This window comes from Spirochaeta isovalerica, assembly GCF_014207565.1.
Classification (GTDB): domain Bacteria; phylum Spirochaetota; class Spirochaetia; order DSM-2461; family DSM-2461; genus Spirochaeta_F; species Spirochaeta_F isovalerica.
The window spans coordinates 1-25,419 of record NZ_JACHGJ010000012.1; the positions used below are offsets into that span (position 1 = coordinate 1).

A 25,419-nucleotide genomic window follows, 5' to 3' on the forward strand; every position below is an offset into this window, starting at 1 on the left:
CAAGACCCCGAAGGATCTCTACCGTTCGACTTGCATGCTTAAAACGCGCCGCCAGCGTTCGTTCTGAGCCAGGATCAAACTCTCCATGATTTATTATATCTGACCGAAGTCAGATAATTTCATCATTGAAAATCTGAAACTCAAAAGTTCATTTTCGTATTCTCTTCCCTTCCCTAATTAACAATAACTTGTTAAAGAACAGTGCTTTAAAAAGACTCATTCTCAATTTGTTTAAGCAATTCGAGCTGTTTGCTTTTCCGGGTTTCCCCGAAGCACGAGAGGTAAATTAACAAATTGAATAAATACTGTCAATTGAATTCAAATAAAAAAAATTCTTTTTTCTCAGTTGTCTATTCGGGGATAAAATCATGGATTTGCAAAAGGGGATCTGAAGAACTATTCTTATAAAAGAGGTCGTCAAATGAGAATAAGAAATAAGATCATAATGTCTTCCGTCTCTATTCTGTTTTTGTCTATCGTTTTAATCAGTCTGATCAATGTATTGAATGTAAGGAAAATCATTAAAAACAATATTGATGAATATTCTTCAGATACATTGGAACAAAAAAAAACCATGCTGCGGGACAATGTCATTATAGCCTATCAGGCTATGAAAGATTTCTATGACCGGACAGTCGACCTTGAAAGGTTGAAGAAGGAAACAGGAAACAGGATAAAACCCTACACGGATCTGGCATACAGCCAAATAGAGCTTTATTATCAAATGAACCAAGCAGGACTCATATCCGAAAAAGAAGCGAAAGATAGAGCCAAAAAAGCCGTGGAAATCATGCGTTTCGGAGAGGACGGCTATTTCTGGATTCAGGATTACGAGCCGCGAATGATAATGCATCCCATAGTCACACCCGAAGTCAATCCCGACTGGTACAAGCCATACGGGGTAAAGGATGTAGCAGATCCGACAGGAAAGAAATTCGTCCAGGCAATAGTATACGACACAGAAGAAACCGGTGAAGCTTACAGCGACTACCTCTGGCCCAGGCCGGGATTCGATGACCCGATGCCCAAGATTTCCTATATGAGACGATTTACTCCCTGGCAGTGGATAATCGGAACAGGTGTTTATGTAGAGGCTTCGAAAGAAGAAGCCATGCAGGAAGCGATGGATCTTATTGAAAATATGAAATACGACGGTACGAATTATTTCTGGATAAACGATACGGACCTGGCTATGGTTATGCATCCCAACAATCCGAAGGAACTGAAACCGGAATGGTATGTTCCCGGAGGAATATCTACTGTCACCGATCCCGAGGGAAACCAGATATTTAAAGATATGGTGGATGTCGTCCTTAAATCGGAAGACGGAGAGGGCTTTACCGAATATATGTGGGACAAGCCCGGCTTTGAAAACGAGGGTCCCAAACCGAAACTATCATTTGTCAAACTGCTGGAACCATGGCAATGGGTTATAGGTTCAGGTATATATATTGACGATATTAACGTCGAAATAGCAAAGAAGATGGATTCGGGAGAACTGCTGATCAGAAAAAACCTGATCATTTCTACAGCACTTCTAATCGCTTCCATCCTCATATCTGTCGTTCTTTTCATACTGATTTCCATTTCCATAACCCGTCCAATCGATAAAATTGTACGGCTTTCAGAACTAATGTCTCAGGGGGATCTGACTTCTTCAGTCCGGATCCGTTCCCGCGATGAAATCAGAAAGATCGGAGACTCATTCAATGATTTAATCGAAACTCTACGCTCCGTAGCCCTGTCAATTTACAACGGAGCGGAAGAGGTTTCTCTCGGAGCCGAACAGCTCAGCATTTCGTCACAACAGGTTTCACAGGGGGCAACAGAACAGGCTGCTTCTGCTGAAGAAGTTTCTGCATCAATGGAGCAGATGGGTTCAAACATTATGCACTCTGCTGATAATTCGCTGCAAACAGAAAAAATAGCCCGAAAGTCCGCCGATGATGCGGCAAAAGGCAGAGAAGCCGTTTCCCAGACTGTTGAAGCCATGAACACTATCGCCTCAAAAATTTCTATTATCGGCGAAATCGCCCGTCAGACAAATTTGCTGGCCTTGAATGCGGCGATCGAAGCCGCCAGGGCGGGTGATTCCGGCAAAGGTTTTGCCGTTGTGGCTTCCGAGGTGAGAAAACTGGCGGAAAGAAGTCAGACAGCTGCAGCCGAAATCGGAGAGCTTTCTGTAAGCAGTGTTGAAATCGCAGAGCGGGCGGGAGCCCTTCTCGATGAAATAGCACCGGCTATCAAAGAAACCTCAGACCTGGTACAGGAGATTTCCGCATCGAGCAGCGAACAGAGACTGGGCGCCGATCAGATAAATAAAGCCATCAGCCAGCTCGATAAGGTAGTCCAGCAGAATGCTTCTGCTTCTGAAGAGTCTGCTTCGATGGCGGAAGAACTGAACAGTCAGGCAAAACTGCTCAAAGAGTCGATCAGTTTTTTTAAACTGGAATAGGGAAAACGCTAGTCCTGGACCACATTGACAATACAGCTAACCTTTCCATCGGGAGATGATGTATTAATTTCCACATCGCCCATGACAGGTTTGCCGTACTTAACGAAGACCCAGTTGGTAACCGCATCTTTTACATCATTTTCGTTTATAACAAGCTCTTCGATTTTCACGGCATCGATATAATCGCCGGTCGTTTTTCTAGTCACATAGAAAATGGAGGGAATGAGAAGCAGGAAAGAAGTGAAAAAGGAGAACAGTAATCGCGATAAAAATGAGAATGATTCTCCGCCTTCAATGAAATAGGGAAAAAGTGAAATTGCCGTAAAGCTTAAAACAAGGTATATAAGGTAGAAGTAAAGGGAATTTCTGATAATTTTTACAAATCGTCTCATTTACACTCCAGGATAATATAGAAAATAATCGCTTTGATTGAAAATGTCGATTAAAAAAAGACATTTTCTTGCACGATAGAAAAACTTGAGTTACTATTACTACATCAATAGTAACGAGGAATATGAATGAGCCAGAAACCATTCTATAATGTGAAATCGGAAGTGGGCAAACTCGAAGCTGTCCTTCTCCACAGACCGGGGAAAGAGCTGGAAAGACTGACGCCGCAATATCTCGAAGAACTTCTTTTCGACGATATTCCATGGCTCGGAAAAATGCGGGAGGAACATGACCTGTTTGCCGAGGCACTCCGCCAGAGGGGCTGCAAGGTCTATTACTACGACCAGATGCTGGAAGAGGTTCTTCGCGAGGAATCGGTCAGGGAAGAGCTTATCACTGAAATGGCTGAGTTTACAGGCATTACCAAGTTAAAGGAAAAAGCGGCCATACTGGATTATCTGAAATCCAGAGATACACACAGCCTGGCGGAAATATTTATTGCCGGACTTCACAAGAATGAAATCAACTACAAAAGAGAAAGCAGAAGTCTTTCTTACTATATAACCGATGATTATCCCTTTTATATTAACCCCATCCCCAACCTCTACTTTACAAGAGACCCGGGAGCGGTTATCGGAAACGGGGTCTCGATCAATTCGATGAAAACCCGTGCGAGAAACAGAGAGACAATGATTCTCTCCTATATCAACCGTTATCATCATGAGATAAAAGATACGGCTCCGCCTCAGTGGTACGATTATAAATATGCCGATGCCATAGAAGGGGGAGATATCCTGACTCTCAGCGATAAAGTCGTCGCTGTCGGGTGCAGCGCCAGGACATCGCCTCTTGCCATTGAAAAGCTGGCTGAGAATCTTTTCGCTTCCGATTCGGGATACAAAGAGGTGCTGGTAATTCAGATTCCTTTTAAACGCGCTTATATGCATCTCGATACGGTCTTTACCATGCTTGATGTCAATAAATTCACTATTTTTCCGGGTATCGAAGACGATTTAAAGGTCTTCAGCATTACCGCTTCACCTGAAGGGAAGGAGTATCTGGACATAACCCCGAAAGATGATCTGAGAAAAGCTCTCGGGCAGGCTTTGGGTAGAGATGATATTAAAATCATCCAGAGCGGCGGCGGAGATAAGATAACCGCGGCCCGGGAACAGTGGAACGACAGCACGAATACTCTGGCCATCGCACCGGGTACGGTTGTCACTTACAGGAGAAATCAGGCTTCCAACGAAACGTTAAGAAAGAACGGCGTGGAAGTTGTAGAGATAGAAGGGTCCGAACTCGTCAGGGGACGGGGCGGCCCGAGATGCATGAGCATGCCTCTGAGAAGAGCGCCCATCATCTAGAATTAAATAAAAAATCACTATAATCTAGTGAGAAACCGGAGATTGCAAAGAGGGTTCGCCTCCAGGGGTCTCCGTTTCGAAAGGAGTTATTAATGCCGGTAAACTTAAAAGGAAGAAACTTTTTAACACTGAAAGATTTTACACCTGAAGAGATTCGATATATGCTCGACCTTTCTCTCGACCTGAAGAGAAAAAAGAGAGCCGGAATCAAAGGTGATCTTCTCGAGAGAAAGAACATCGTTCTCCTCTTCGAAAAAACTTCAACAAGAACCAGATGCGCTTTCGAAGTGGCCGCTTTTGATGAAGGCGGAAGCGTTACCTTTCTGACAAACAGCCAGATGGGCAAAAAGGAATCGGTTGAAGATACAGCCAAAGTTCTGGGCCGATACTATGACGGGATCGAGTTCAGAGGCTTTAAACAGGAGACAGTCGATCTGCTGGCAAAACACGCCGGCGTTCCCGTATGGAACGGGCTGACAGACCTCTACCACCCCACTCAGATCCTCGCGGACTTCCTCACAGTTATGGAGCACTGCGACAAGCCCCTGAACAAGGTGAAATTCGTTTACGCCGGAGACGCCAGAAACAATATGGGGAATTCCCTTATGATCGGCGCTGCCAAGATGGGTATGCACTTTGTCGCCCTGGCTCCCAAAGAGCTCTTTCCCTCGGAAGAACTTGTAGCAGAAATGCGGGAAGTTGCCAAAGGAACCGGTGCGGTAATCGAACTGACAGATGATATCAATGCCGTTAAAGACGCCGATGTCATTTACACCGACGTATGGGTGTCCATGGGCGAGGAAGCCATGTTCGAGCAGAGAATCAAGCAGCTCAAGCCTTTCCAGGTGAACATGGACATGATCAGAAAAACCGGTAACGACAATGTTCTCTTTATGCACTGTCTGCCCGCTTTCCACGATCAGGAAACGGAGATTGGAAAGGACATCAAAGAGAAATACGGTCTCGATGAAATGGAAGTGACAGATGAGGTCTTCAGAAGCAAACACTCGGTAGTTTTCGACGAAGCGGAAAACAGAATGCACACCATCAAGGCGGTTATGGTCGCCACCATGGGCAATCTCTAGAATCGACTCACTGGCGATTCTGCCAAAATGATTATTATTCAGCCCTGTCCCTGCGACAGGGTTTTTTTTATGGGAACAATTAAATGTTCGCTTTGGCGGGGCTGAAAACACCGGGAAGAAAAAGTCTCGAAGTTGTTCCGTCTCCCCATTCCGAATCTATCTTCAGATCGCCTCCGAAGAGATTAACGATCAGATTATGGGCGATGGAAAGCCCCAGTCCCATATGCTTTTCTCCGCGGCCTGTCGTAAAGAAGGGATCGAGGATGTGCTCCAGATTCTCTCTTTTAATACCGGCACCTTTGTCCGTTATCCGGATTTCCAGATCCCGGTGCCGTTTTTCGCAAATTATATCAATGGAACCTTTTCCGCCCTTATAGGATTCGCCCGCGTTATCCAGCAGCACGCCCAAAACGATGCTCAAAGAATAGGGATAGCTATTAATATGAAACGTTCTGTCGCAATCGATGTTTAAGGAAAGATCCAACCCTTTCCATTCGTGCCTTTTCACTTCGCTGATGTTATTCAGAACTTCGCGGAGCCGGAACTCATGCTCTTCCTCTTTGAGAGAGATCTGAGCGACGTCCTTGAATTTATTAACAAGCTCTATGGTCCTCTCAATGCTGCTTCGGCTCAGGTCCAGCGCGTACAAAATATCCTTGTTTGCGACTTCACTCTCTTTCAACAGGTTGTCAAGAACGCTGACCGATGTGAGGGCATTGCCCAGAGGCGTACCGATTTCGTGAGAGAAGCCCATCATCATATAGCGGACCGCAAGGATTTTTTCCTCATGGATCAGTTTTTTATTGGAACTCCAGCTGGCGCTGATATAATCCTGGAGATACTTGTTCTCATCGCGGGTTTTCGACAAATTCAGGCCCGTTCTCCTGTTTGAATTCATCAGAATCACCGCAAAGAGGAAGACGAAAACCATAAGCGAGAACAGAAGGGCATAAAAAGCGATGCTGCGAACGTCCAGCGCCCATGCGGTAATAAACAGTGTCAGGAAGTTGGCGGAGAGGAGGGCTCCCGCAAGAACCCCTTTTCCACCTGTTTTGCGATTGATCATTTAAGGCTTGACATCCTCGCCCATGGGACCGAAGTAGCTCTGGTATAGAGCGTCTCTCCGGCCGTCGTCGATTATGGCCTGTAGAGCGGCGTTGTATCGGTCAATCAAAGTATTGTCAAATCTCTGGGAAATGGCTGTCGTAATGGTATGACTGATGATAGGCTCTCCGACCGGCTTTATATCCCACCCCTCTTTCGCAGCGTAGTACAAGCCGATTCTTTTCACATCGGGAACGGCATCGAGAAGGCCCTTATCCAGATCTTCCATAGCTTTGGTCGTCGTAGGATATTCGATAAGTTCTATTTCTCTTTCGTTCCTGAGAGACTCCCAGATATGCCCCTGCGTCTGTACACCTACGCGTTTCCCGTGAAGACTCGCGATTAATTCCTCTCTCGTCGATCCTTTGATATCATTATTATCCGATTGCACGAATGTTACAAAATGAAGAATCTCATAGGGCATGGACAGATTGAATGATGAGCGGAATCCGGGAAGATCCGGCGCGGCCAGCGCAATGTGGTGCGTTCCCGATTTCAAACCGAGGATAACGGGGCCCGCGTCTCCATAGGGTATGAATTTGTACTTCTGCCCCATTTCGTCCATGACCATTTTTTCCAGATCGACATAAAAACCATGAACCTCGCCATCGTCGCCCAGATACATTCCGGGGGCGCCGTCCTGGCGGACGAAAATGAGGACTTCGTCATCGGGCGAGACACTTATGAGCGGACTGCTTACAACGTCTTCAGCTTCGGAGACCTGGCTTTGAGCGCTTTCCGAAGCCTCGTTGTTTAAATCCTGATCGATTTCCAGTTCGGTTTTTTCCGATCCGCAACTTAGAAGGAAAAAAACGAATGGTATTGCAAAGGCGATTTTTTTTATCATTTATCAATCCTGAAGTCTGATGTTACGATCATTCTAAAGGAGCAGATAGATGATGGCAATGAAAAAAAACAGGATCATAAAAAGAGATTTGAGCGGACCGCAAAAGGGAGTGCATTTCTCCGAATTCAGCTCGGGCTCCCTTCCCGTTAACACAATTGCCGTTCGCTACTTTTTTGAGGCCTTTGTTCCGATCACGCATTTTGAAGCAGCTGTCAACCAGACTCTCATATCCTTTCCCACCTTAAGGATGCGCATGAGCAGCGAGAGCGTTACGGCTAGACAGTATATCACCCCCTTCGCACCTCTGGCATTCAGCGATTATACCCCTTTTGCAGATGAAAAGGAGTGTAAAGTCTGGGCCGATTCCCTTGTAAAAGAAAAAATTCCCTACTGGGATTCTCCTCTAGCCGATTTTCATCCTTTCCGCATCGGGAACGACCGATACGGGTTTGTTTTTCGGGCGCATCACATTATTTCCGATGCCTGGACCTATCAGCTTGTTACGGAGGAGATTTTCGCCAATCTAAAGCGGAATTATCCTTATGAACTGAAACGCGAGAGGAAAGGAAGCTACCTTCTATATCTGAAAGAAGAAGAGAGCTATTTGAATTCCGAACGATATGTTTCTGACAAAGACTACTGGAAGCAGGCTCTTTTGCCCGTCCCTCCCAGGGTCGGCTTTTTTTTCAGCAAACACCCCAGTTCCCACAGCGCGGAGAGGAATAATTTTACAATCGATGACGGGACATCCCGGCGAATTAATGATTTCTGCAGCCTGAAAAAGATCACTCCGTCGGTGTTTTTCCTATGGATACTGTCTGCGACCATCGCTTTGGCATCGAACAACAGGGAATTTCTTATCGGGATGCTGACTCATAACCGCATAAGCAAAAAGGAAAAAAGAATTGCGGGCATGTTCGTCAACACGATCGCCCTGAAAATAAAAAGCGACTTTCAGTCATCCCTGTGGGACAACCTTCAGAAAATTCAGCAGGAGCTTGCAGGCGGCATGAGGCGCCAGAGGTTCCCCGTTAGCTCCCTTTTTGTCAATGAAGAGTCCGGAAAGGAAACAGTCTTCAATTCTCTTGAAATCGTCTATTCATACAACTCTGTCAAATATCCATTTGACAGTCGATTTCATTATTGCGGTGCCGAAAACTTCCCTCTCCTGATACGTCCTTATATTGATGATGAAAGCCGTTTTTCAATTGACATGGATTACAGAACCGATTCGATCGATATAGACAGGATATTGATACTTCAGGAAAATTTCCTCACTGTGCTCGAAGCCGCTTTGGATGATTGCGACCGATTGCTTCATACAACGCCCTGGATCAGCTCCCGCCATATCAATCGCGTTCTCAAAACATTCAACAAACCGGTCGCCTTGCCCGAACAGAAGGTTCTCGTCCACCAGATCCTCGAGACACGGGAAGCGACAGATCCCGGTGCCCCCGCCCTGTCTTTCAACGGGCAAACGCTATCCTACGGCGAACTGAACATCCGGGCCAACCGCATCGCCCGGAAGCTCCGCGAAACTCTCGGAGAGGGGGAACATCTGGTCGCTCTTCTCATGGACAGAAGCTTTGATCTGGTTGCTGTCTTATACGGCATACTCAAGGCGGGCTACGCCTATGTGCCGATAAACAGCCATCATCCGGCCAAAAGGAACCGTCTGATTCTCGAAGAGGCGAAACCATCACTCATTTTATCAGACTGCCGGGAAACAGCGGAGCTCTACGGCGGCTGCCTGGTTCTTTCCGAGTGGGAAGACGCTTCAGCCCGTACGGGAAACCTCGACCTCGACTTGCCAATGGAGAGGCTGGCCTATGTCATTTTCACTTCCGGCTCCACCGGACGGCCCAAGGGAGTGATGGTCGAACACGGGGCCGTCGTGAACAGACTTCTCTGGATGAAAGATTATTATAATCTCGGCCCGGAGGATTGCTTCATCCAGAAGACGCCCTACACTTTCGACGTATCGGTTCCCGAATTATTCGGCTGGCCGCTTGGCGGGGGGCGTCTCCATCTGCTGTTGCCGGGTGAAGAAAAGAACCCTCCGGCCATAATCGATGCCTTGAAAAAACACTCCGCTTCGATTGTCCACTTCGTTCCGTCCATGCTCCGCGCCTTTCTCGAATATGTCGAAACGGCCCACAGGATCGATGAGCTCAAATCCCTCAGGCTGGTCGCCTGCAGCGGCGAAGTCCTTCCGGGAGAAGCGGCATCGCGGTTCTTCGGCTTATTTGAAAGAGCTTCAGTACGCCTTCTCAATTTATACGGCCCCACGGAAGCTGCTGTCGAAGTGACGGCCCATGAGTGTTCCGGCGGATTCCACAGGCTGCTGCCTATCGGATTCCCCATATCCAATGTGCAAATCCTGATCCTATCGCCCCGCGGCGACATTCTCCCGCCGGGAATCCGCGGCGAATTATGCATCGCCGGCCCCTGCCTGGCCAGAGGATACCTGAATGCTCCGGATCTGACGGAGAAAGCTTTCACCGCTCACCCCCGGGCTGCCGGAGGAAGAATTTACAGAACGGGAGACCTGGCCAGCTGGAATGAAAGCGGAGAGATATTATTTCACGGCCGCATGGACCATCAGGTAAAAATCCGCGGGAACCGCATCGAACTGGGCGAGATTGAAGGTGCCCTGGAATCCCATCCCGCCATCTCCGCAGCTGTCGTGCTGGTACAGAATGACAAGAGGGGCAATCAGTCTCTGGCCTGTCATTACACGGCTAGTCAGCCTTGCTCCGACCGGAACCTCAGGGACTATCTGACCGACAGGCTTCCGCCTTATATGATTCCCCAGCTATGGAAGGAAGAGAAACGTCTTCCTCTGACTTCAAGCGGAAAGATCGACCGGAATAACATAGAACCTGTTGCCGTTGAATCATTTGAAAACTCAGACAGAAATCGCCGCGGCTTCACGATAGAATCGGCCATAAGGGAGGAATGGGAGAGAGTCCTTCCCGACAAAGCCTTTTCCGACGACGATGACTTTTTCTCTCTGGGAGGCGATTCATTCGGGCTCATCACCATTTTCGCCAGTCTGGAAAAAAAATTCCATGTAACGCTTCAGGAGCTTTTCGACCACAGCACCATCAATGATCTGGCCTCCTTTATCCTGGAAAACAAAACGCTGACCCTGTCGCCGGAGATAAGAGACCTGAGGGTCTGGGATCAGGTTTCCCTTCTGGCCCGGGAGCGGAAAAGACTGCGGGAATATGAGCAAAGCCAGTACGAACTCTATTATTCGACCTTAGTCCAGGATAAAACCTTCGAAACCATACTTTTAACAGGTGGGACGGGCTTTTTCGGCATCCATCTGGCAAAAACGATCCTGGAGCGATCTGTATCAAGTTTGTTTTTGCTGGTTCGCGGCGAAACAGAAGAGAAAGCCCGGAACCGCTTTGCAGAACTCTGGAGCTACTATTTTGCCGGATCCGAACTGACGGAATGGAGGGACCGCCTCATTTTTCTCTGCGGAGACCTGACTAAGGAGAAGCTGGGTCTCGATAAGGCTCTTTGGGATTCCCTCGGCGACAGGGTCGATACGATCATTCACGCCGGCGCCAATGTCCGGCATTACGGCCAATATGAGGATTATGTGGGAACCAATATCCGCGGAACCGAAACTCTTCTGTCTCTTATGGAGAAAGGAAGGGACAAAGAATATCATTATATCAGCACCATCAGTCTGCATTTGCTGGAGAGAAGAGGGGGATTCGGCTTCTTCTACGAAAGCGATTTCCCATCGGAACCGCATCTGGAAAACAATTACCTTGAGTCGAAATGGGAAGCCGAGCGGATTTTGCGAACCAGCGGAATGAATGTCAGGATCTACAGGCTCGGAAATCTGGTCGGGAGTTCCGATAAGGGGATCAATCAGATCAATCGCAGCGGAAACGCTTTCCTGCGATCCCTGGACGCCTATGTTAGAATCGGAGCCGTTCCCGATCTTGATGAAGAGTTCATCGACATGACCTATGTCGATCAGGCCGCCGAAGCGGTGTGGCTGCTGATGAGGACGACCACGCCTCTGCGATGCTTTCACGTTCTGAATCCCCTGCGGATTGCCATGAGGGATCTCGGCGCTTCTTTCGGTCTGTCCGTGATGGAAGTCGGGGAATTCCTCGACCGCTTCGAAAAAGAGAGCGACCTTTTTACCTTTGCTCCTTATCTGAAATATCCGGAACTGCTCTTTTCCGATCCCCGAAGCGACCACACCGATGTCATATTGAAAAAAGGCGGACATAAGTGGATATATCCGGAAAAAGAGTATATCCTATCGATAAGCAAGCACCCCTGATAATATTAATTCCGCATCTAGCCAAAATCCCTTTCAATTGTATAATGGTTGGAATGCCTATGAGGTGGGAGGAGAAAATTTTTGAAAATTCAGGTCCGCCTGATGCTGGCCATTGTGCCGGTTCTGGTGGTTATTTATATAGTTACGACAATATTCACAAGCATATTCTCAACCAATCTTCTTGAGGAGCAGGTCCGCGAGAACGCCAAGCTACTGAGCCACAGTTATTCCAAGCAGCTTGATTCGACCATCGAGGAGTATTTCAATGTGGGCCAGGACCTGGGCAACGCCGTCATCACGTCCATAAACGTCGAGACGACGCTGCAGGTTTTTATACGACGCTATTCCCAGTTCACCAATGTCTTTTACACCCCGGCCGACGGGAAAGTCTTCCATATGGCTCCCTATCGTTCCGAGTTTATGAATTTCGATCTCAGTTCCATGAACGCCTGGCGTTACGCCTATGAAAACAAGCTTCCGGCCGTATCGGAGCCCGGGGTCTATTTCGGCAGGAAAGCGGTCATCTTTTTCGCACCGGCCATGCTGGCCTATGTCTTGAACCAGGAGCCGACAGTAGAGGGGATCGTAGCCATGGTCCTCCCTCTCGATGAGCTTTTCACCCATATAAGTGGCGTTTCCATCGGAGAAAGCGGATCCATTTTCGTCATAGACGGGAAAAGCCGGTTTCTCTATCACAACGACAGCAGCCTCATCCTGGATTCGGGCCTCGAACAGTCGCCCGACTATGCCGCAATGGAGCCAATTGTGCGTGCCATGAAGGAACAGAAAAGAGGTTTCGGAACTTACGAAGGCGATAAAGGCCGCAATTACATAGCCTTTTCACCCGTTCCATCGGCCCGATGGTCCCTCGGCGTTTACGATTCCTATTCGCAGATTAATGCCCGGGTATCGGGACTCGTGCTTATCAATCTGTTGATAATGCTCGCGGGAGTGGTCGCAGGAGCCGTGCTCATGTACTATGTCGTCCACTCGGTGGTCATACCTATCGAGCAATTGACGGAAATGGCCAAAAAAGTTTCCAAAGGCGACCGGACAGTCACCACAGATCTGAAGACCAGTTCGGAAGTGGGCGTTCTTTCCAGGTCCATAAACATAATGGTTTCCGAATTGAGAGACAATCAGAGAAAACTGGAAGCCACGGTGGAAGAGCGGACAATGGAACTGCAGCGCACCAATGAAGAGCTGGCCCAGACCGTCGAAGAATTAAACGCCTCCAACTCCACGCTCCAGAGAACCCGGGACGCGCTATGGACCGAAATGGAACTGGCGCACAAGCTCCAGACCGTTCTCCTTCCGGAGAAGCCGGCCATAGACGGTTATGAAGTCGCGGCATTCGTTGAGACGACGGAAACCGTAGGCGGGGATTATTTCGACGTCATACACGCCGAAGGCCGTGACTGGTTCCTCATCGGCGACGTGTCGGGGCACGGAGTCAACTCGGGGCTCATCATGATGATGGTTCAGACATCGATACACGTGGCCCTTTCCCAGAATCCCACGATAGATCCTTCGGATCTCCTGACTATCATAAACAAGACCATCCACAATAATATCCACAAACTGGGAGAACAGCGCTATATGACGCTGACCGTTTTCGCCTGCCACGACCACGGAAGATTTTTATTCTCCGGAGCCCATCTCCCCCTGATCTGTTATAAAAAGGATACGGGGATGCTGGAGGTCACGGAAACCAACGGAACCTGGATAGGGATCGTCGATGATATCAGCGGCATGAACGACAACGAGCCCTTCTCTCTCGAAGAGGGGGATTCGCTTCTTCTCTACACGGACGGGATAACCGAGTCGGTGAGAAAATCGGGCGGCGATTTTACCCAGAAGGATCTGGGGAATCTCTTCGCCGAACTGGCCTTTCTGCCGGTCGACGATATAGTCAAGGGAATCAGAAAAGAGATGAAAAATCTCGTATTTGATGATGATGTTACAATCTTCGTGGTTAAGAGAGTCGAGAAATGACAAAGCTGACCCGAAAAGTCCCTCCGAACGAGGAGGGACTGCGGAAAACGGACAAATGGCTTGAAGGGAAAATGGCCAAGCTCAACGAAGAGCAGAAGAGTTCCGTGCTGATGGCGGGGAATGAACTGCTTGAAAACGCCGTAAAGTTCCACATGGAGAAAAAGCTCTCAGCCAATGTGCTCCTGCAGGTCAATTTCTCCGAGACGGTGGAAATTCGCGTTACCAATCAGTTCGAAAACCACGAAGAAATAGCCGGGCTTCTCCGGAACATTGACGAGATCAACAGCGGAGGCGATCCGAGGCTGCAGTACATGTACAGGCTGAAGGATATTATGGAGCACCGCGTCCCCGGCGAGAGCCGTCTCGGGCTGCTGAGAATTGCCGGAGAAGGCAATTTCGATATTCAATACGAAATTATGGGCAACAAGTTAACGGTTCGAGCCAGCAAATACATAAATCGAAAGAGGGAAAATACTATGGAATCATTGATAACGGAAGAATTCGCGGTTAACGTAAAGGATAACGACCCGGTTATTATTCATTGGACGGGACGAAGCCGCGACCTGAACCCCTCGGCGCTTCTGGACAGGTATCTGGAGGAACTGATCACGAACCTCCTCGACAAGGACGTCGTTGTCGATTTCACCGAGATGGATTCGCTCAACTCTTCCACCATCCCTCCCATACTCTCTTTTCTGACCAGTCTGGAAAAAAAGAGAATAAGGACGACGGTCCGCTACGCCGGAGATGTGTACTGGCAGAAGGCCAGTTTCAAACCCCTTTCCGTTCTGACGCGGGATTTTCAGTTCGTAACCATTCAGCCCGTTTGATTCTATAGGGTTCTCCCGTTCATCCAGCTTCTGAAATCTGACTCAGGAAGAGGGCGGCTGAACAGGAACCCCTGAACCTCATCGCATTCCAGCGCCCGGAGAAAGCCGAGTTGCTCCTCCGTTTCCACCCCTTCGGCGATTAATTCCAGATTGAGCTGTTTTCCCAGCTGAACGATCATCTGCGTCAGCTTCTGGGCTTTCGTATCATGTTCGAGATTCATGATAAAAGACCGGTCTATTTTCAACCGGTCAATGGGAAGCTTCTGCAGATAACTGAGCGACGAGAATCCCGTTCCGAAATCGTCTATGGCGATGCTCATTCCCAGGTCCTTCGCGTGCTTCATGATGCGGATTCCCTTATCCAGATCATGCATGAGGATGCTTTCGGTAATCTCGAGCTCGATGAGTGAGGGATCGACGGCGTATTGCCCGACCGATTCGCTGAGAAAAGTCTGAAAATCGTCACCGAGAAACTGTCGAACCGAGACATTGACACCGATCCGGAATGGGGAGAACCCTTCTTTGATCCAGCGCTCCAGAAAAGCCAGTGATTTACGGAAAGCGATTTCCCCTATGTTGATGATGAGTCCCGACTGTTCGGCCACGGGAACGAAGCTGGAAGGGGGAATGAGCTCGCCTTTGCCTTTCTGCCAGCGTATCAGACTTTCGACGCCGTTCAGTTTACCGGTAATGAGGTCAAGCTGCGGCTGAAAATGGAGCAGCATCTCATCACTGTCGATAGCCCGTTTAAGATCTTTTGTAATGAGAATGCGGGATTTTGCCGAACGGTCCATTTCCCGGTCGTAGTAATGGCAGACGACGCCTTCCGCTTTTTTCGCGGAACGGAGGGCCATATCGGCTTTCTGCACCAGATCCTGGGGTGACATGTCCGGGATGTCCATTTCGATCATTCCGATGGTCGCCTTGACGGGATAGAGATCTCCTCCAATTTCAAAAGGCTCGCCGAACAGTGCAAGCAGCTTCTCAGGCACAACGGTCTCGTTCGGCCCTATTATGGCGAAAGTGTCCCCTCCCAATCGGGCGATAAAGCTCTTATCCCTGCAGAAATGGCTCAGCCTCTCGGCTACGGTTCGCAAGAGACTGTCGCCTACGGGATAACCCATGGAATTGTTGATTTCCGAGAACTGGATCACGTCAATGAGGGCTATATTCTGATTTTTATCTTCGCTCTGGCGCCGCAGAATCTCGTCCAGAAAACTGGTGCGGTTGGGCAGCTGGCAGAGGGGATCGAAATAGGCTGATTTGTGAAGCCTGTCCAGCAAATACTGGTTTTCGAAACCGACGGATATTTGCACGGCGAAAACATTGAGAAGCTGCTGCTCTTCCGCGCTGATGCTGTGATCGGCGTTTATTACAATGACTCCGCTGTGGATATGGTCATTGGGAATATACAGAAAAGCCTTGCCGCCGATAAAGCGCGGCGATTCCTCGCTGAAGGTTTTCTCCGCCGACGCCCTGTCCTCTTCTCCAAGCTCTTCAAGGGACAGGCCGATATACCGCTCATAGTTCCTGTTGGCCGATTTAACATAGGCCATACCCGATTTCCTCTTCAGGCAGATGCAGACATTGCAGGTCGAACTGAGGATCTCCTCTATCTGGGATATGACCCGATTACTGAAATCGGATACTGTTTTGCTGAGGAAGAGCTCCCGCGAGCTGGTGATGATCCTCTCCATGCCCCTTCTGTTATTGTCGAGGGTTTCGAACTGCACGTAGGATCGGATAGCCGATACGAGAGAAGAAACGAGACGCGTCCGGGTCAGTTCGGATTTCATTTTATAATCGTTGATATCATAGGTCTGGATGACTTCCAGCTCAGGCGCTTCGCCGGCCTGTCCCGTGCGGATTATGATTCGAACGGAAAGGAGCTCGAGTTCCTTCCTGATCCGCCTGACCAAATCCAGCCCGGCATGATCAGTCTCCATGACCACGTCCAGGAGTATGACTGTCATATCCCGGTTCTGCTCGAGGATTTCATAGGCCTGACTGGAATCATAGGCATCGAAAAACTCAATGCCGCGTTCCAATACTTCAGTGCCCCGGAGCGCCATTTTCGTTACGAGATGAGTTTGCTCGTCATCATCCACTATGAGAACTTTCCAGAATTTCTCTTCTTCCATCGGAATCATTATCGGCATAGGGACTTAAAAATAGATTAAATATTAACAGTTTTCGGAATCCTTTTGAGTAAAAAACATCTGTTAATAAATGGATAAATATTATTTAATTGCGGAATGAGCAAAAGGGCTGTCAAAACATGGAAAGCCGACTGGAACCTCTACCGGCTGTTCGGAAAGCAAAAACGTAAAAATGTAAAAAGGCCGAGCTGACGGAATGAGCTATTTCATAGTTCAGAACAATAAATCTAACAACGGATTTATATAAATAACCTGAACTGCATACTAACCTAGCTAGGTTACATAATTAAAAAACCTTACCGCAAGAAAAAACGATTTTATAGGAATTTTTCAACATCGGTTTGATAAATACATTTTTATTTGTGAATGATTTGACATTTAAACGTTCTCAAAATACTCTAGGATTTAGATTTCTACACACTTTAGGAGAAAAAATGAAGAATTTTATTGATTTTATTATTGATGCAGCGAAAGACAGCAAACTCTCGGATGAATTCAGTTCTCATGTAAACGAGTCTAGCCATCAAACGATCTCAAGTTGGTTTAAAGAGAAAGGCTATGACGTACACGAGAATGAATGTAAAAAAATAATTGACAATAAAGATAGTCTGTCAAGCAAAAACCTAGGTCTATATCCGTACTAAAATAAGGAGATGTTGGTGGGAAAGAAAATCATTCCAAAATTAATTCTTTTCATTTTCTTTGTGACTACTTCAGTAATATTTGCTGAATCAAATATTCTCAAAGTGTCCAATAGTAATCTGAATGAGATAATTACATTGAAGGGGGGGTGGAAAATATCTCCCATCAAATCTCCTGAAAGCTTTGAGAATGATAGTTCACAATTGTGGTTTGAATATAGCGCTGCAGCTCCCTGGCAGTTCGAAATTCCGGAAATGGCGAATTATCATGGTTTTGTCGAATATGAAAAAGAATTCATTTTAGATAAAGATGTCACTAATGATATATGTCTGAGATTATGGGGAAGTTATAGTTCTATACAGTTATTCATAAACGGACATTTGATACATCAATCCCAAAATTGGAATAAGGACAACCCTCATACAATTGGAGAATCCCCTTTTACGGCATCAATTCCCCTCCAATTTTTAAAAACGGACTCGATAAATACTATCGCAGTTAAATCTGGGACTTATAGCGGCTGGGGAGGTGCAGTTTTATTTGAATTAGGCTACGTTAATAAAATTAATAGGAGATTTAAACAGCATATTATCAAAGACGTAGGTGTTTCTTCAATATCACTTTTTATATTCATCTACTTCCTCTTTCAGTATTTACTACGGAAGAAAGAGAAATATTCACTATATATAGCGTTATCAGGATTGTCCGTTTCACTATTTATAATGGGTTTCTTTTGTCACTGGTATAGTCTATTCAATTTTGCATTCTCATATTGGTTACTCACCTTTATAGGTGGCATTAATATGTATCTTCTGCCAATTCACTTTATACATTCCTTTTTTAATATTAAAAAAGGAATGATTGCTAAAGTTTTTACAGTGTTCTATTGCACTTTATCAATATTCGTTTTCTTAGAATTTTCATTAACTAATCAAGTCTTTTATTTTGTTAAATATATATATATTTTTTTTAATTTAAGCTATATCCTTGTTGTCCCTTACTTATTCTTTATAGGCATAAAAGCAATAAGGCAAAAGTTGGAATTTTCTAAAATTATGTTCATAGGAATTCTAATTTTAGGTATTTCTTTTCTTTTAAGTATGCTTTCATTTGCTTCTATTTTAAGATTTGACCCCCCGATCGGAGAAGGCTTCTTCGCCATGATCGTCGTCTTCTCCTTCGTTCTGGCCAAACGCTTCGCCCAGACCCATCAAAACCTCGAAACAGCTCACGGAGACCTCATCTCCGCCGCCAACGAGATCAGGGAGCTCAACGATTCCCTTGAAGTAAAAGTCGCGAGCCGGACCCGGGAGCTGAGCGAAAAGAACGAGCTCATTACCGAGAGCCTGGAGTACGCAGCGCAGATCCAGCAGTCCGTCCTCCCTGCACGGGAAGAGATGGTCACCCTTTTCGAAGATTATTTCACTCTATGGAAACCCAAGGGAATCGTGGGAGGCGACATATACTGGCGCCATCAGCATGAAGACGGATTTCTCTTCGCCGTGATTGACTGCACGGGCCACGGCGTGCCCGGCGCCCTTCTCACCATGTCAGTAACCTCCGCTATGGATTATATCGTCGAGCAGATGAACATCTTTGATCCCGCCGATGTGCTCTTTCATCTCAACAATATAATGAAAGGCAAGCTCAACCAGGGCAGTACCGACCCCTTTGCTGACGACGGACTGGAAATCGCTCTGGTGTCCTGTACAAACGGAATGAGTCGACTCCACTTCGCCGGTTCCAAATTGAGGCTGTTCGCATTGGAAAAAGGGGAAATAAACGAGTACAAGGGAAGCAGATATTCCATCGGATTCAAGCGTTCCAGGAAAGATCAGAAATTCGAACAGCATACAATCCATTTTACCGAAGAGACGCGGTTCTTCCTGACAACCGACGGATTTATCGAACAGAGCGGAGGTCCCAAGGGGTTCGGTCTGGGATGGGAGAGATTCAGAAAGCTATTGCTGGAAAGCCGCGGTTCCATGAGCGAAACCGGAAGCTTTCTGGAAAAAAGCTTCGACGATTACAGAAACGAAAGAGAACAGAGAGACGACGTTCTTGTAATCGGATTCACTTTGGATGTAGACTAAAGTTATAAAGTATTTTCCCTTATATCGGCCGGGTCAATCAATGATTGCCCGGTTTGTGAAAACCGATATATAATACAGGGAATTGGGGACACAGGTTCATGTCGGACACTATAGATATAGAAAAAAAGAAATCTACCCCTCGGATCCAGTTTTTTCCGGACACTGGCTCACTCCTCATAGAAGGAGAATCCTATCCGGAAAACGCCACGGCTTTTTACGGACCGGTCATCCGTCGGATAGAAGAATATCTCGGAAACTCCAAAACGGGCATTGATCTGGATATAAAGCTCCTCTATATCAACACGAGCAGTTCAAAGGCTTTGCTTATGCTGTTCGATATGCTGGAAGAAGCGCATAGCAAGGGGCTGAGCAGCCGAGTCCGCTGGTTTTACGATGAGGAAAACGAGCTGGCCTGCGAGATCGGGGAAGATCTCAGCTACGGTTTAAAGCTCCCCTTTTCAATAGAACCGGCCGGTCAGGCCTGATCGTAAAACTGCACCTTCAAGGCGAAAAAATCACGGTCATCCCCCATCGGAACAAAGGAATATTCCACTTTATCGGAACGCCTGAAAATATCGATAAGCCCCAGGCCCGCGCCCCGGCCGCGCTCATGGACTTCTCCCCTCAGCTGCTTCTTGAACATGGCGGCCAGCGAATCCCGGTCCTGCCCCTGCAGCCTCTCCAATGATTTTTTCAGAACCTCTTTGTGGTACGAATCGATCGTATTGCCGGTCAGAATGTAATTCTGTCCGTCCTGTGAGCCGACCACGACGATTCCGTAACTTATCTCGCCTTCGGGAGTAAGAGCCGACCGGGAAGTGGAATACCTTATGATATTCTGAACCATCTCGACAAAAAGAGTCATGTATTTGCTGTACAGCCCCGGTTTCATATGATTTTTAACTTTGCTTTTGATCAACCCGTTCAGCTCTTCCAGAAGCTCCTGCCACAGGGGCCCCTGATAGCTCAGATAGATACCTTCTTCATTCAGGTCTCTGTAAAATTTAACCAGTTCTTCAGGCTTCATAAAAGCTTATCCTGTTGCGCCCCGTATTTTTGCTTCTGTACAGAGCCTGGTCCGCATGGTCGAGATTCCTGTCGGGACTGTTCTTTCCGTCGTACATGACGCCGCCCATGGACATGGTCACGCGGATCTCCTCTCCTTCCCATTCAACGGGTTTTTTTTCAATGAGGTCCCGGATTTTTTCGGAAAGGATTCTCGCTCCCACCAGATCAGTTTCAGAAAGGACCATAAGAAATTCTTCGCCTCCCCAGCGTCCCAGGATGTCCCTGTTCCTGAGATTGACCTTCATCAGTTCCGACAGCTCTTTAAGAACCTTGTCTCCGGCAGAATGGCCCCACGAATCGTTAATCTTTTTAAAATGATCGACGTCGAGCAGAAAGAGAGCTATGGGCACATCGAAAGCCCGGCTCTTCCTGATTATGCTATCCAGCAGTTTTTCCGATCCTCTCCGGTTAGGCAGTCCCGTCAGCTCGTCCGTATCGGCCATTATCTGAATTTTACTGTTCGCTTTTTGCAGGCTCTTCTGGGCGTGATCGCTAATCTTGATCAGTTTGTGAGTATGATTGAGCAATTTGGCATACTGGCCGGTCATTTCCTCGAACGACTGGCGCCAGTCAATCTCTTCTTGGTCCCGCTTTTCGAGCAGTTCCTTCGCACGTGCTAGATACTTCTCTTCGAGATGAAAAAGAGTTATATCGTTCTTACTGTCCTTCATATGGTTCATTATACATAAAAAATGTCGTTTGACCGCTTTTTTTTCTACCTGTAGAATGATCTCCATGAACAAATTGACTAAAAGCTTTCTCGAAGAGATATCCAAATTCAAAGATACAAAATGGATCGCCGAACTGAACCTTTTCGACGGTTCCTTTATGGACGACTTGTCCAGAATGGCCGGCTTTCTTCCTGATCCCGGGAAACTCTCCCTGGAGGAGCGTCTGGAAAGAGGATTGAGGAACTGGCTGGATCACAAGGAAAAAATAGATACTCCGACAGGACGGGAGAGGGAGCCCAAACCCTACCCATCCTCATTCTCCTGGCTCGATGCCGGAGGTGCCAGTTACGTCACTTCCGTGAAGAACCAGAAGTTCTGCAATTCATGCGTCGCTTTCGGAACGCTTGCCGTCGTCGAATCTATGGCCCGCCTGGAATTGAAAAAACCTGTCTGTCCCGGCGGGACGAAATGCCCTCCTGAGCTTTCGGAAGCCCAGCTCTTTTTCAAGAGTCCGGGAGAGCACAATTGCCTGACCGGCTGGAACCTGAGCGGAGCCCTGTCCTATCTGCAGGAAACGGGCGTCATTCCCGAATCGGATTTTCCCTACGAACACGATTGCGATGATAAGCCGCTGCCTTCAGGATGGCGGAAGAAGAGGACGGTTATCAGCGGGGACGTGACCCTGGAAACCCATTACGACATGAAAAACTGGATCGCCCACAAGGGGCCGCTTATATCAGCGGTACAGCTGCATCCCGGGCTGTTCTTCTACAAAAGCGGCGTATACCACCCCCTGACGGACTTCTCGCTGGGGGGACACTGCGTCGCCGTTGTCGGTTACGACGATGAAGAGGAAGCCTGGCTCTGCAAGAATTCCTGGGGCCCACATTGGGGAGAAAAGGGATATTTCCGAATCGCTTACGGCCATTGCGGCATCGATTCGCAGATGATAGGCATAGAGGGGTTCAAGACTATTTACACCGTCTGAGAGCGAAATAGGCGAAACCGTCGAACATGCCGGGATAGACATCCCTGTCCACGCGGCTGTCTATCAGTTCGAAGGTGTTACCGAAGAGGGATTCGATATCGCCGGCATTGAAGAACCATTCGCTCAGGTAGAGGTAGGGGTAGTATTGGGGATCATTTCCGTCCACCCCTTCCCCTCTGTGCCAGGAGCCGATAACCAACAGTCCTCCCGGGCGGCACAGCAGGGCGGCATTGGCTATGTAGGCCCCGCGCTGTTGGGGAGGGATGGCGTGGAAGCATCCGCAGTCCATTACCACGTCATAAGGTCCCGATTCGCCCAGTTCCGTTCCTTCCAGATCGGCGCATATGTCCTGGATATAAAAATCCCTGTCCGGATACAGTTCCCGGCAGTGGGCAACGGCGCTTGAAGAGAAATCGGTGCCGCAATATGCGGCTCCCAGCGATTCTGCGACCGGTGCGTTGCGCCCGTTGCCGCAGCCCACATCAAGAATCCTCATGGAATCGTCTTTCCCGCCATGCTTCCCGATGAGATCCGTCATGTTGGGATCGGCACCGGGGAGATCCCAGCCCGGCTTGTTTTCCGTTTTTCTGTATATCTCATCCCAGATGGATTTGTCGTTGAGCTGTTTATCAGTCATTAAGGAGCTCCTTTCGCAGCGGTGTTTCTATGGTTATTAGGGGAACGAAATCCCTGTTCAGCGCCAGAGCCAGATTCTGCTCCAGCGCGCGGTTCTGTTCGAACGAACCGTCGAGTGGGCTGTTTTCAATGAGCAGTTTCAATTCGGCCTCTGTGATTTCCCGGTTAACCGGCTGTCCGGCATTTCTCGTGTCCAGAAGGATCAGCTCTCCTCCGCCCGATCGCGCCGCCATCAGCCGGGGCCTGGTCAGGGGGCTGCTCCACCCTTCATTCCACCGGTCCACCGCGGCAGTGAATTCAGCCATGACCGATGGATCGTCGAATGTCTCCGCCTCATATTCGCAGATAAAATAGTTGGCAAGCTTTTCAAAATCCGTGTGGGCGGGGAAGACTCTTTTATAAGCCGGGAGAGGCCGGATGTTCGTGACGCCCCATTTGTCAGGGTTATTAAAGAGGGGGCTGAAGCGGGCCAGAGCCAGACGAAAAATGCCCATGGGAGGAATAAGATGGCTGATATGCGGAATCAGCTCCGTCATGGCGCGGTATTCTTCGGCTTTTTCCCCGGGGAACCCCCAGACGAAGTTCCAGTAGAGGCGGTTTCCCGCCCCGGTCGCTTCGCGCAGAAAAGTCAGGTTGTTTTTAAGATTGGTGCCCTTGCCCATTAGGGACAGGATATTTGTGGACAGGGTTTCTATTCCCGGCTGATTGTCCCTTATGCCCGCCCTTTCCATCGATTCCAACTGATCCCGGTTCCAGGCGGCCCGCTGCTCATAGTAAAGCGTCCAGGGGCTGTTTTTCTCTTCCAGCTGCGGTATGACTCCTTCAAAATGGGCTTTCGGCATAATCAGGTCGGCCATATGTCCGTAGCGGGAAGGATATTTTTCCATATGATCCAGTTCAGCCAGGATTCTATCCCGGGATTTTTCGCGGAAGCGGATTCTCTCGTCGGCATATCCGCAGAAGAGGCAGTGGCTCTTCTCACCCCACCAGCACCCCCGGCTCGTTTCGAGGGCAAGCTGGGCATTATCGGCTTCTTCGGGGAAATGGATTTTCAGCTGATCGAAGTACTCGTCGTAATCGGCCAGCGGGAGATCGTCCAGGTCGTTCACGGCCTTCCCCCTGATGATTCGCTCATCGGGAAGCTCTCCGCGGCTCCACTGCTCCAGAAAAGCGGGAAAGCTGTGTTCAGATTCGCCGGAAAAAATATAATCGATGATTTCTCCCTGCGGATCGGCCGATGCGATCCCTTCGGCCATAACCCCTTCGGCGTTGTATCCGCCCAGAAAGGTGACCATATGGGGATGGACGGCTTTCATGACCTTCATAATGGCGACCGAGGCGTTGGTCTGTTCGTAACTGCTTGTCAGTCCGACGAGTTTGCAGTCCCATGATTCAATCTGCTCTTTTAAAGATTCTATCCACTGCTCCGCTTTCCGGGAAAGCCTGCCCATCTCATCGGCGGGAGGGGGATCGGAAGGAGGATAGAAGACCTGAGAGAAATCGAGACTCGTCTCCTCTTCGGTTTTTCCCCGTGGAGGAAGGCTCCAGGCGGCGGAGGCGAAAACGGTCTCGCCGGGCAGTTCCGGTCCGCCGTTGCACAAGTTGCCGTATGTATCTCCCAGAGCGGCCGCGAAGGACAGATTCGCGTAATAAACCCCGACATCGAATCCGGCGCTCCGGCCCACGGCCTGAAGAGAGTGGGCGGCCAGCGAGGGAAAGTTGGTCATGGCGAAGGGAGGGACTATCAGTAAAATATCATTCATAAAAGATCCATTGTTTTCCGGCAGAAGGGAATGTCGTAAGGTTCGGTATTATGGGCCTGGTCAGAGGGCTTCATAAGCCCCCCCTTCCGGCAGTCTTCTATATGGGGGCAACAGGCGCATATCTCCTGCCCTTCGGTCCGGACGGCAGCAAACCGGGAAGAGTTGTAGATTCCCGCCAGATTGCCCGGCTCGTATGGTCCGAATCGGCGGTCCGACGAATGGTTGTCTCCTATGGTTCCGTCGGCGAAAATAAGAATCCGTCCCTCGCGGGAAATGGGGAGAGAGGGAGGAAGATGGGAAAAGCCCATTTTCAAAGCCAGAGCCGTGGAGAGGGGATTTTCCAGGATGTTAACGGCGTATCCGCCCATAACCATCAATGCGGTCATCCTGACAAGAGAGACATAGTCTTCGGGGCTCAGTTTGCGCTCCTCTCCTTCCGGTCCGCTTCGAAGCTGGATAAAAGTGATATCGCAAATTTTCGGATGTTTTTTAAACAGGTCGTCGGCAAAACGGGGAATCTGTTCCAGATTGTTACGATCCGCCACGGTGAAGACATGGACGGGGATTTCTTTTTCAAGAGCCTTCTCCAGTCCGCGCCGGGCAGCCCGGTAAGCCCCCGCTCCCCGAATGGCATCATGGTGTTTTTCCCCGCCGTTCAGGGAAAGGGATATTTCGACATTCGACCGTTCAGCCAGCCTCTCCGCCGCCTCGCTGTCGATCAAATGGCCGTTGGTGTTTATAAAGACCGAACCGTAACCGCGCTTCTGCGCTTCATCTATGACATCGAAAAGGCGGGGGTAGAGAAAGATCTCCCCTCCCGTCAGGTGCAGTCTCTCGAATCCCATCGCCAGGCCCTCGTCCATGGCTTCGAGCGCCAGAGAATAAGGCATATGGGTGAAACCCGTACTGTCGGTCCGGGCAAAGCAGTGAAGACAATTCTGCTGGCAATGGGTTGTGAGTTCAAGGGAAAGGGAGTGCTGTTCCATCGTCTATAAACTATCAGCAATAGTT

The 25,419-nt window shown here is 48.6% G+C and carries 19 protein-coding genes and 1 rRNA gene; 10 read left to right on the plus strand and 10 right to left on the minus strand.

Translation table 11 applies throughout. The features are described from left to right. A 16S ribosomal RNA gene (locus HNR50_RS20320) occupies positions 1-90 on the minus strand; the annotation flags it as partial. Between the two features lie 355 nt (positions 91-445). Here HNR50_RS20320 and HNR50_RS20325 point away from each other — a divergent pair. Then, a complete protein-coding gene (locus tag HNR50_RS20325) occupies positions 446-2,455 on the plus strand; it encodes a methyl-accepting chemotaxis protein (RefSeq protein ID WP_281389157.1) in 2,010 nt (669 codons plus the stop codon). 8 nt (positions 2,456-2,463) lie between these two features. Here the strand turns inward: HNR50_RS20325 and HNR50_RS20330 are convergent, their stop codons facing one another. After that, positions 2,464-2,847 carry a hypothetical protein gene (locus HNR50_RS20330; protein ID WP_184748644.1) on the minus strand — a complete coding sequence of 128 codons (384 nt, stop codon included), beginning with the start codon at positions 2,845-2,847 and terminating at the stop codon, positions 2,464-2,466. 126 nt (positions 2,848-2,973) lie between these two features. On the opposite strand from HNR50_RS20330, the gene HNR50_RS20335 reads away from it, so the two are divergent. Together HNR50_RS20335 and argF are read left to right on the plus strand one after the other, a co-directional pair. Next, the gene (locus tag HNR50_RS20335; RefSeq protein WP_184748645.1) at positions 2,974-4,212 is read left to right on the plus strand and encodes an arginine deiminase; all 1,239 of its coding nucleotides are present in this window, start codon (positions 2,974-2,976) and stop codon (positions 4,210-4,212) included. Between the two features lie 92 nt (positions 4,213-4,304). Continuing rightward, complete coding sequence (argF, locus tag HNR50_RS20340; protein ID WP_184748646.1) at positions 4,305-5,297, plus strand: ornithine carbamoyltransferase; 993 nt, start codon at positions 4,305-4,307, stop codon at positions 5,295-5,297. Positions 5,298-5,376: 79 nt separating this feature from the next. Here the strand turns inward: argF and HNR50_RS20345 are convergent, their stop codons facing one another. Together HNR50_RS20345 and HNR50_RS20350 are read right to left on the minus strand one after the other, a co-directional pair. Beyond that, positions 5,377-6,363 (minus strand): sensor histidine kinase, encoded by a 987-nt coding sequence (locus HNR50_RS20345; protein ID WP_184748647.1) that lies wholly within the window; start codon positions 6,361-6,363, stop codon positions 5,377-5,379. Continuing rightward, positions 6,364-7,248 carry a substrate-binding periplasmic protein gene (locus HNR50_RS20350; RefSeq protein WP_184748648.1) on the minus strand — a complete coding sequence of 295 codons (885 nt, stop codon included), beginning with the start codon at positions 7,246-7,248 and terminating at the stop codon, positions 6,364-6,366. A gap of 49 nt (positions 7,249-7,297) precedes the next feature. Between HNR50_RS20350 and HNR50_RS20355 the strand changes: the two genes are divergently transcribed. The 3 genes from HNR50_RS20355 to HNR50_RS20365 all read left to right on the plus strand — a co-directional run bounded on the left by HNR50_RS20355 (position 7,298) and on the right by HNR50_RS20365 (position 14,388). Continuing rightward, entirely contained in the window at positions 7,298-11,563 is a 4,266-nt protein-coding gene (locus HNR50_RS20355; protein ID WP_184748649.1) for a non-ribosomal peptide synthetase, read from the plus strand. Positions 11,564-11,644: 81 nt separating this feature from the next. Next, positions 11,645-13,558: a SpoIIE family protein phosphatase gene (locus HNR50_RS20360; RefSeq protein ID WP_184748650.1), complete on the plus strand. Its 1,914-nt coding sequence runs from the start codon at positions 11,645-11,647 to the stop codon at positions 13,556-13,558. Next, positions 13,555-14,388 carry a hypothetical protein gene (locus HNR50_RS20365; protein ID WP_184748651.1) on the plus strand — a complete coding sequence of 278 codons (834 nt, stop codon included), beginning with the start codon at positions 13,555-13,557 and terminating at the stop codon, positions 14,386-14,388. Before HNR50_RS20360 ends, HNR50_RS20365 begins: the two co-directional genes overlap by 4 nt. A gap of 2 nt (positions 14,389-14,390) precedes the next feature. On the opposite strand, the gene HNR50_RS20370 is transcribed toward HNR50_RS20365, so the two are convergent. Beyond that, positions 14,391-16,529 carry a GGDEF/EAL domain-containing response regulator gene (locus HNR50_RS20370; protein WP_184748652.1) on the minus strand — a complete coding sequence of 713 codons (2,139 nt, stop codon included), beginning with the start codon at positions 16,527-16,529 and terminating at the stop codon, positions 14,391-14,393. A gap of 380 nt (positions 16,530-16,909) precedes the next feature. On the opposite strand from HNR50_RS20370, the gene HNR50_RS22210 reads away from it, so the two are divergent. The 3 genes from HNR50_RS22210 to HNR50_RS20380 all read left to right on the plus strand — a co-directional run bounded on the left by HNR50_RS22210 (position 16,910) and on the right by HNR50_RS20380 (position 19,767). Next, positions 16,910-17,191 (plus strand): hypothetical protein, encoded by a 282-nt coding sequence (locus HNR50_RS22210; RefSeq protein WP_221439946.1) that lies wholly within the window; start codon positions 16,910-16,912, stop codon positions 17,189-17,191. Between the two features lie 252 nt (positions 17,192-17,443). Next, entirely contained in the window at positions 17,444-19,282 is a 1,839-nt protein-coding gene (locus tag HNR50_RS20375) for a SpoIIE family protein phosphatase (RefSeq protein WP_246434151.1), read from the plus strand. 98 nt (positions 19,283-19,380) lie between these two features. After that, the gene (locus HNR50_RS20380; RefSeq protein ID WP_184748654.1) at positions 19,381-19,767 is read left to right on the plus strand and encodes a DUF1987 domain-containing protein; all 387 of its coding nucleotides are present in this window, start codon (positions 19,381-19,383) and stop codon (positions 19,765-19,767) included. On the opposite strand, the gene HNR50_RS20385 is transcribed toward HNR50_RS20380, so the two are convergent. Both HNR50_RS20385 and HNR50_RS20390 read right to left on the minus strand, forming a co-directional pair. Continuing rightward, positions 19,758-20,309, minus strand: coding sequence for a SiaB family protein kinase (locus HNR50_RS20385; protein ID WP_184748655.1), 552 nt, complete (start codon positions 20,307-20,309; stop codon positions 19,758-19,760). The genes HNR50_RS20380 and HNR50_RS20385 overlap by 10 nt on opposite strands. Further along, positions 20,299-21,021, minus strand: a complete 723-nt coding sequence (locus HNR50_RS20390; protein ID WP_184748656.1) for a GGDEF domain-containing protein — start codon at positions 21,019-21,021, stop codon at positions 20,299-20,301. Before HNR50_RS20390 ends, HNR50_RS20385 begins: the two co-directional genes overlap by 11 nt. Positions 21,022-21,085: 64 nt before the next feature. Here HNR50_RS20390 and HNR50_RS20395 point away from each other — a divergent pair, with 64 nt between their 5' ends. Further along, entirely contained in the window at positions 21,086-22,009 is a 924-nt protein-coding gene (locus HNR50_RS20395; protein WP_184748657.1) for a C1 family peptidase, read from the plus strand. On the opposite strand, the gene HNR50_RS20400 is transcribed toward HNR50_RS20395, so the two are convergent. From HNR50_RS20400 to HNR50_RS20410, 3 genes are read right to left on the minus strand one after another with little or no spacing between them, the layout of a single operon-like run. After that, positions 21,993-22,646 (minus strand): class I SAM-dependent methyltransferase, encoded by a 654-nt coding sequence (locus HNR50_RS20400; RefSeq protein WP_184748658.1) that lies wholly within the window; start codon positions 22,644-22,646, stop codon positions 21,993-21,995. The genes HNR50_RS20395 and HNR50_RS20400 overlap by 17 nt on opposite strands. Continuing rightward, a complete protein-coding gene (locus HNR50_RS20405; protein WP_184748659.1) occupies positions 22,639-24,408 on the minus strand; it encodes a RiPP maturation radical SAM C-methyltransferase in 1,770 nt (589 codons plus the stop codon). The genes HNR50_RS20400 and HNR50_RS20405 overlap by 8 nt, the downstream gene beginning before the upstream one ends. Then, positions 24,405-25,394 carry a radical SAM protein gene (locus tag HNR50_RS20410; protein ID WP_184748660.1) on the minus strand — a complete coding sequence of 330 codons (990 nt, stop codon included), beginning with the start codon at positions 25,392-25,394 and terminating at the stop codon, positions 24,405-24,407. Before HNR50_RS20410 ends, HNR50_RS20405 begins: the two co-directional genes overlap by 4 nt. Between the last annotated feature and the right edge of the window lie 25 nt (positions 25,395-25,419).